This window comes from Flavobacterium sp. (genome assembly GCF_044348915.1).
In the GTDB taxonomy this organism is placed as follows: domain Bacteria; phylum Bacteroidota; class Bacteroidia; order Flavobacteriales; family Flavobacteriaceae; genus Flavobacterium.
In genome coordinates, this window is sequence record NZ_JBIKRX010000106.1 from 1 (window position 1) to 8308 (window position 8308).

Sequence of the window (8308 nt, forward strand, 5' to 3'; positions counted from 1 at the left end):
CTCCAGCTTCCTTCAGATTCTACCTCACGGTAGACACCCTTGCTCTTGGCTAACGATTCCCATTGGCAGGCTCGTTCGGGATTTACACCCTATAGATATATGGTATGCGTAGCGCACAACAAAAAAAGGCCGCCAAAAAGGCGACCTTTGTACCCGGAGCCGGAGTCGAACCGGCACGGTTTCCCACAGGTGTTTGAGACCAGCGCGTCTACCAATTCCGCCATCCGGGCAAATTAGTTGCTTTAAGAATTTCTGATTTATTTTTAAAAAAAAATAAAAGTAAAACAGTCATCCGGGCAATTGCAGCTTAAAGAATTTCTGATTTATTTTTAAAAATAATAAAAGTAAAACAGTCATCCGGGCTTAGCAGACAGAAATAACAACAGTTATTTCAACGCATTAAAAAGAGATTTTTTTATAAAAAAACAACCCATTTTCTTTAACACGGTGCAAATGTAAAAAATAATATTAATGTTTCTAATAAAAATACTCGAAATTTTCCTTTCAGAGTTCAATTTTATTCCTAAATTTGCACCTCGATAAAACGAAACACACTAACTAACTACATTCGAGGCTTTTATATTTATCTGAATTTTAATCAGATTGGTGTAAATCGCCGAGGATAAAAAACAACGAACTAAATGTCCCACTTAGAGCCAGAAGCTAAAATTTTTGCGTGTTCACAAAGTGTTTATCTCGCTGAGCAAATAGCCAAAGAATATGGAATTCCTTTAGGCAAAGCAACCATGTCGAGATATAGTGATGGAGAATATCAGCCATCATACGAAGAATCAATACGTGGTTTACGCGTATTTATTGTTTGTTCAACATTCCCAAGTGCAGATAATTTGATGGAATTGTTACTAATGATTGATGCGGCAAAACGTGCTTCGGCAAGACATATTACAGCAGTAATGCCTTATTTTGGTTGGGCAAGACAAGATAGAAAAGACAAACCAAGAGTTCCAATTGGAGCTAAATTAGTGGCTAAATTATTAGAAACAGCCGGCGCAACAAGAATTATGACGATGGATTTGCATGCAGACCAAATTCAAGGATTCTTTGAAAAACCTGTTGACCACCTTTTTGCTTCGACCATCTTTTTGCCGTATGTAAATAGTTTGGGATTGGAAAATCTAACCATAGCTTCGCCTGATATGGGTGGTTCAAAAAGAGCTTATGCCTATTCTAAGTTTTTAGAATCGGAAGTGGTAATTTGTTATAAGCAACGAAAAGCAGCCAACATCATCGACACTATGGAGCTGATAGGTGAAGTAAAAGGTAAAAATGTGATCTTGGTAGACGACATGATCGATACCGGAGGCACATTGGCGAAAGCCGCCGATTTGATGATCGAAAAAGGAGCATTGAGCGTTAGAGCCATTTGTACGCACGCCATTTTATCGGGTGCTGCTTACGAAAAAATAGAAAATTCGAAATTAGTCGAATTAATTGTTACCGATTCTATTCCGTTAAAGAAGGAATCCAAAAAGATAAGAGTGGTGAGTTGTGCACCCCTTTTTGCAGAAGTAATGTACATGGTACACCACAACAATTCCATTAGCGGGAAGTTTTTGATGTAAACCCACTAGCCCGAAAAGGGGGAATATGAACAAGAGTTTAATAATTAACTATATAAATTTTTTAAAATGAAATCGATTACAATTAAAGGATCAGAAAGAGAAAGCGTGGGCAAAGTTGCTACTAAAGCCTTACGTAATGCTGGAGCGGTTCCTTGCGTGTTATACGGAGGAAATCAACCAGTGCATTTTTCAGCAGACGAAAGAGCATTCAAATCATTGGTTTACACTCCAAACGCACACACAGTTGTGATTGATCTTGGTGAAAAAACATTCAATGCTGTATTACAAGACATTCAGGTACACCCAGTGTCTGACAAAATTTTACACATTGACTTCTTTCAATTAAACGAAAGCAAAGAAATCACTATGGAAGTTCCAGTTAAAATTGTTGGAACATCACCAGGTGTATTATTAGGAGGTGATTTACGTTTGAACCAAAGAAGATTAAAAGTAAAAGCTTTGCCTAAAAATCTACCTGATTTTATTGAAGCCAACATTTCTGAACTTCAAATGGGTAACAAGTTGTATGTAACTAAAGTTGAAACAAACAACTTCAAGTTAATGCACCCAGACAATACCGTAATTTGTCAAGTGAAGATCTCACGTGCCGCTATGAAAGCAGCTCAAGAAGCAGCAAAAGCAGCAAAAGCACCTGCAGGGAAAAAGAAAAAATAATATTTCTCGAACTATTCAAGAAAGCATCAGTTGTACAACTGGTGCTTTTTTTGTTTTAGGGAGCACCACTATTGGGTTTCACAAGAACTTTTGCTCCTGCTGTACACTGTATCTTTTGTTCTGAACCCCAGAACAAAAGGATGCCGTTCCCATCAGGGCTATAAACCACCATTCTTTTTCAAAATAAGAATTCCAAAGCCAGCTCCAAATCGTCAACCTTTTCGAAGGCCGGAAGCTTTAAAAAAATTAAAAAATTAAGTTTACTTTTGCAGTATGCTAAAATGGTTCAACAACTTGTTTTCAAACACAAAAACAGAGGACAAAATAGATAACATGAAGAAATTTTTAATCGTCGGCTTGGGTAACATTGGTGCCGAATATGTCAATACCCGACACAATATTGGCTTTAAAGTAGTCGATTTTTTGGCTAGAAAAGAGGCCATCAACTTCGAAACCGTGAAACTCGGTGCACTTGCCGAATATAAATTCAAAGGAAGAACTTATTTGCTTTTGAAACCCAATACCTATATGAATCTAAGCGGAAAAGCTGTAAAATATTGGATGGACAAGGAAAATATTCCTCTCGAAAACCTGATGATTATCACCGATGATTTGAACCTATCCTTCGGAACCATTCGCATTCGAAAAAAAGGAAGTGATGGCGGCCACAACGGACTCAAAAGCATTCAAACCACATTAAACACAACCGATTATATTCGATTTCGATTTGGCATCAGCGATGAATTCAAAAAAGGAAAACAAGTCGATTATGTCCTTGGCGAATGGGACGATACCGAAAAAACGGCTCTTCCCGAGCGCTTAGAATTAGCTTCAGAAATTATAAAATCCTTTGGAACTGCTGGAATAGAAAATACCATGTCCACATTTAACGGAAAATAAATCATCCGTTTCAGACAATCAATGCTAAATTGCTGGCATAACACAAAAATGTTTGCAAAATTATTATACATTAGCAAAATTTTTAACTTTGACCAAATTTTTTAGAATATGAAAATATACGCTCCCCTTTCTATTAAACTTAGTGTTTTCTTTTTCGGGATAGTAACTCTAGGAAGTACTTACAGCCAAGATAAAAAACCATCTGACAAAACCCTATTCGGAAAATCAGTGACCACTAAAAACAATAATCCCAACAATGGAATTATTCGTTGTGCAACTGTAGAATACGAGCAATTTCTGCAAGAAAAAAACCCAAACAGAATGTCTAATGCGCAGTTTGAAAACTGGCTTTCACCTCTTATTGCCAAACATAAAGCAATGAAAACTAGCTCTAAAACAGCTGGAACTGTAATTACTATTCCCGTAGTAGTTCACGTTATTCATGGAGGCGAAGCCATAGGCGTTGCTCCCAATATTACCGATGCCCAAGTGCTATCGCAGATTAAAGTATTGAACGAAGATTATAGAAAACAAACCGGCACTCCTGGGTTTAATTCAAATCCCGTTGGAGCAGATGTTGAAATCGAATTCGTTTTAGCTAAAGTGGATCCTAACGGAAACCCCACTAATGGGATTGAAAGAATAAACTTTGCTCAGCCATCTTGGGAAGATGTTGGCATTGAATCAACAGTAAAACCAGCCACAATTTGGGATCCGAACCAATATCTCAATATGTGGACGGTAAAATTCTCAGACGACACCTTGCTAGGCTATGCTCAATTTCCAGACGCTTCGACCTTGCCAGGCATTAGCGCTTCAAATGGCGCAGCAAATACGGATGGTGTCGTGGGAAGTTTCGATATTTTTGGTAGCAACGACTTTGGGGGATCCTTTATATTAGCAGCACCTTACAACAAAGGAAGAACGATGTCTCACGAAGTGGGGCATTTTCTAGGCTTAAGACATATTTGGGGAGACGGCGACGGTGATGAAGATACCAACAAGCCAGATTGTGATGCAACAGACTATTGCGCAGATACTCCACAAGTAGGATGGGAACACTACACTTGTACATCAATTTATGACACTTGTCCCTCTTCGCCAGGTAATGATATGCCCGAAAACTACATGGATTATACCAATGATACTTGTATGAACATTTTTACCTTGGACCAAAAAACAAGAATGACCACCGTGATGGCCAATTCTCCCAGAAGAGTGAGCCTCAAAACTTCAAATAAAGGCACTGCAATTCCACTGTTTGCCAATGATGCCGAACTAAAAATCGAAACTGATTACTCTTTAGTAAATGTGTCAGATTGCGCATCGTTACCAGCACCAACCAATAAAAAGATAACACTCGCTAATAGAGGTACAACTACACTTACAGTTGCAACAATAAATTATTCTATCGCAGGAGGAACAAATCAAGTTCAAGCTTGGACAGGATCGTTGGCTCCAAATCAAACTACGATGGTTACTTTAGTAAATACTGCTTCCTATGGCATTTTGACCGCAAGTATCGGAACAACAAATAGCACCACGGACCAAAGAACAAGCAACAATACGGACACAGAAACATTCTCTCCGGTGAATTATACTTTTACTAATTATGTATTCAATTTACAACAAGATTTTTGGGGAGCTGAAATAGAGTGGGATTTAAAAGACAAAAATGGCAACATTATACATCAGGGAGGACCTTATACTGACAAACCAAGTGAGATTTTGCCCTTGCCTGCTTTAATAACTCAAAACTGGACTTTGGCCAACAACCAATGTTATACTTTCACCATCCGAGATTCACAAGGTGACGGGATTTGTTGTGCCGGCGGAAATGGTTTTTACAATATAAAATCGGTTGATGGATTAACTACTATAGCTTCAGGTGCCTCTTATGAATTTATTGAGAACCGTCATTTTACGACAAATACCTTGGCAACAGCTTCATTTGATAGTGCAAATGATATATACTTGTATCCAAATCCGACCAAAGATTATATAAACGTGAACATTCCGAGCGAATATGGTTTGCCTAACAGCTTAACTATCAACAACAGTTTAGGTCAAATCATTAGCCGAAAAGAAGTTGCTACAGCAAGTGATTTATCTCTAAACACCTGCTCTTTGAGTAATGGTGTTTATTTTATAAATATTACCAAAGACACTCAAACAAAAACATTACAATTTATTAAAGAATAGTTTGAATACAATAGATTATGAGAGGATTGATTTGTGTCAATCCTCTTTTTTTTATCTGCTTTAAAAGCATAAATTTGCAGCATTCTAAAAACAAATGCTTTGAAGATTTTCAATTCTATAAATGAATTCCATTGCTCAAAAAAAACCATTCTTACGCTGGGTACTTTTGATGGGGTACACCTTGGCCATAGAAAAATCCTTGAAAAACTAACTCAGAATACCGAAGAAGACAAATACGAAAGTCTTGTACTTACTTTTTATCCGCATCCAAAAATGGTGTTGCAAGGAGAATCAGAAGTAAAAATCCTCAACACGATTCGCGAAAAAATAGATTTATTAGCATCGATCGGGATTCAAAATTTGGTTATCCATCCTTTTGACGAAACATTTTCGCAACTTACAGCCGAGGAATTTGTGAAAACTGTACTGGTAGATCAATTCCATATTCAGAAAATAATTATCGGTCATGACCACCGCTTTGGCAAAAATAGAACCGCAAATATCGACGACTTAATCGCTTTTGGCGAAAAATACGATTTTGAAGTAGAACAAATATCCGTTCAGGAAATAGAAGATGTTTCGATAAGTTCGACCAAAATAAGAACTGCTTTGACCGAAGGGAATATAACTTTGGCCAACGATTATTTAGGTTACGAATACTTCTTAACAGGGATTGTCACCAAAGGAAAACAACTGGGAAGAACCATCGGGATTCCTACAGCCAACCTTCAAATCGAAGAAAATGACAAACTTATTCCCTCTAATGGGGTTTACGTTGTAAAAAGTAGCATCAACAAAAAGACTGTTTTCGGAATGATGAATATTGGATTTAATCCTACCGTTTCTGGAAATAAACTATCTGTTGAAGTGCACTATTTTGACTTTGATGGCGATTTGTACGATCAAGAAATAAGGGTTTCCATTTTAAAATATTTGCGCTCAGAACAAAAATTCGGCTCCGTTGCATTGCTAAAAGCGCAATTAGAAAAAGACAAAGAATCCTCTTTAGCATTTATAAATACGTTGTGAAATTGGTTCGTCACTGATTTTGAATTGATCTTGTTTTTAGTGTTTTGTTGCGGCTCACTGCAATCATGTATGACTTATGTGGCCTTCATGTATTAAACAAATATCAACGAGACGGCAATGTCCATTAATCCTAAAATTCGCCAACGGTTTCAACCGTTGGCTATAGATAAAAATTCTCAAAATTCGCCAACGGTTGAAACCGTAGGCTATAGATAATATTACCTTCTATTCTTTCCTTTATTTCAAGACCACATCTTTGCTTGATTGGAACAATTTAATATCCAACGGTTGAAACCGTTGGCTATAGATAATATTACCTTCTACTCTTTCTTTTATTTCAAGACCACATCTTTGCTTGATTGCAACAATTTAATATCCAACGGTTGAAACCGTTGGATATAGATAATATTACCTTCTACTCTTTCTTTTATTTCAAGACCACATCTTTGCTTGATTGCAACAATTTAATTACTTTTGACACACAAAAAAACATAATCGATGAGTATCACAAGACACGACTGGACCAAAGAAGAAATTATCGCTATATATAACAAACCATTGATGGAGTTGCTTTACGAGGCAGCGACAATTCACAGAGAACATCACGATCCGAATGTGGTTCAGATATCAACTTTGATATCATTGAAGACAGGCGGATGTTCTGAAGATTGTGGCTATTGTCCGCAAGCGAAACGCTATCATACCTCTATTGAAACCAATCCTTTTATGACTGTCGAAGATGTAAAAGTGCAAGCTGAAAAAGCAAAAGAAGGGGGTTCATCGCGAGTTTGTATGGGAGCAGCTTGGCGTAATGTAAAAGACGGTCCTGAATTTGACCAAGTTCTTGAAATGGTTCGTACCATCAACAAAATGGATATGGAAGTGTGCTGTACTTTGGGTATGATTACCGAAAACCAAGCGCAACGATTGGCAGAAGCCGGATTGTATGCTTACAACCACAATATAGACACCTCTGAGGAATATTATAAAGAAGTGATTTCGACTCGCGGTTTTGAAGACCGTTTGCAAACTATCGAAAATGTGCGTAAAACCAACATTACTGTTTGTAGTGGTGGAATCATAGGAATGGGCGAAAACATCGAAGACCGTGCCGGGATGCTAGTGGCACTTTCTACCCTTGATCCACAGCCTGAATCGGTGCCAATCAATGCTTTGGTTCCTGTAGAAGGAACGCCACTTGAAGATGAAAAATCAGTAGAAATTTGGGAAATGATTCGAATGGTAGCTACGACCCGAATTGTGATGCCAGAAACCCAAGTACGCCTTTCGGCTGGAAGAATCAATTGGAGTCGCGAAGGACAAGCAATGTGCTTTTTTGCTGGAGCCAATTCAATTTTTTCAGGAGATAAATTGCTTACTACGCCAAATAATGACCTCAACGAGGATATGAGAATGTTCGAGATTTTGGGATTGAAAAACCAAGCCCCATTTGCTAAAGTAAGCCAACGAGAAAGTGTAGAAGCAGCCGATTCACAATTTGCTCCACTTGGTGAAAAACCAAAATGGTCTCGCCCTGGTCATACTATTGAAAGAAATGTAGAGGCTACTATCAAAGGAAAAGAGGCTCTTAAAAATTAAGAACAAAACGGATAATTGAATTATTTATCCTATCTTAAAATAAAAATCCCGCTAGTTACAAATTCGTAATTAGCGGGATCTTTTTGTGAAGTTGCTCCAAATTAATAGACGATTTTCTCTGTCACTATCTGACCATTTTGTAAAGTAGTTTTAACTAGTAACGTTTGAGAACTTGATGCTGCATTAGCAATAGATAGTCATTCCTTAAGAACCCACTTTTTGAGTTTTTAGATTTTTTACCAAAAATACATCTGCAAAAATAAGCAGTAAAAATTCGAGCCAAAGAACAATTTGCTCTTTGATTTGGTTGAATCGTAGTT

General features: G+C 37.5%; 6 protein-coding genes and 1 tRNA gene. 6 read left to right on the forward strand and 1 reads right to left on the reverse strand.

Going from position 1 to position 8308, the window contains the following annotated elements:
* Positions 1-150: 150 nt before the first annotated feature.
* Positions 151-230 (reverse strand) — tRNA-Leu (locus tag ACIQ1E_RS12905).
* Between the two features lie 411 nt (positions 231-641).
* Between ACIQ1E_RS12905 and ACIQ1E_RS12910 the strand changes: the two genes are divergently transcribed.
* From ACIQ1E_RS12910 to bioB, 6 genes are all read left to right on the forward strand, one after another.
* Complete coding sequence (locus ACIQ1E_RS12910; RefSeq protein ID WP_396171719.1) at positions 642-1583, forward strand: ribose-phosphate pyrophosphokinase; 942 nt, start codon at positions 642-644, stop codon at positions 1581-1583.
* A 66-nt stretch (positions 1584-1649) separates the two neighbouring features.
* Positions 1650-2258: a 50S ribosomal protein L25/general stress protein Ctc gene (locus ACIQ1E_RS12915; protein ID WP_396171720.1), complete on the forward strand. Its 609-nt coding sequence runs from the start codon at positions 1650-1652 to the stop codon at positions 2256-2258.
* Positions 2259-2531: 273 nt separating this feature from the next.
* The gene (gene pth / locus ACIQ1E_RS12920) at positions 2532-3158 is read left to right on the forward strand and encodes an aminoacyl-tRNA hydrolase (RefSeq protein ID WP_396171721.1); all 627 of its coding nucleotides are present in this window, start codon (positions 2532-2534) and stop codon (positions 3156-3158) included.
* A 108-nt stretch (positions 3159-3266) separates the two neighbouring features.
* The gene (locus ACIQ1E_RS12925; RefSeq protein ID WP_396171722.1) at positions 3267-5360 is read left to right on the forward strand and encodes a M43 family zinc metalloprotease; all 2094 of its coding nucleotides are present in this window, start codon (positions 3267-3269) and stop codon (positions 5358-5360) included.
* Between the two features lie 99 nt (positions 5361-5459).
* Positions 5460-6389, forward strand: coding sequence for a bifunctional riboflavin kinase/FAD synthetase (locus ACIQ1E_RS12930; RefSeq protein ID WP_396171723.1), 930 nt, complete (start codon positions 5460-5462; stop codon positions 6387-6389).
* Positions 6390-6887: 498 nt separating this feature from the next.
* Positions 6888-7988, forward strand: coding sequence for a biotin synthase BioB (bioB, locus tag ACIQ1E_RS12935; RefSeq protein WP_396171724.1), 1101 nt, complete (start codon positions 6888-6890; stop codon positions 7986-7988).
* The last annotated feature ends 320 nt before the right edge of the window (positions 7989-8308 follow it).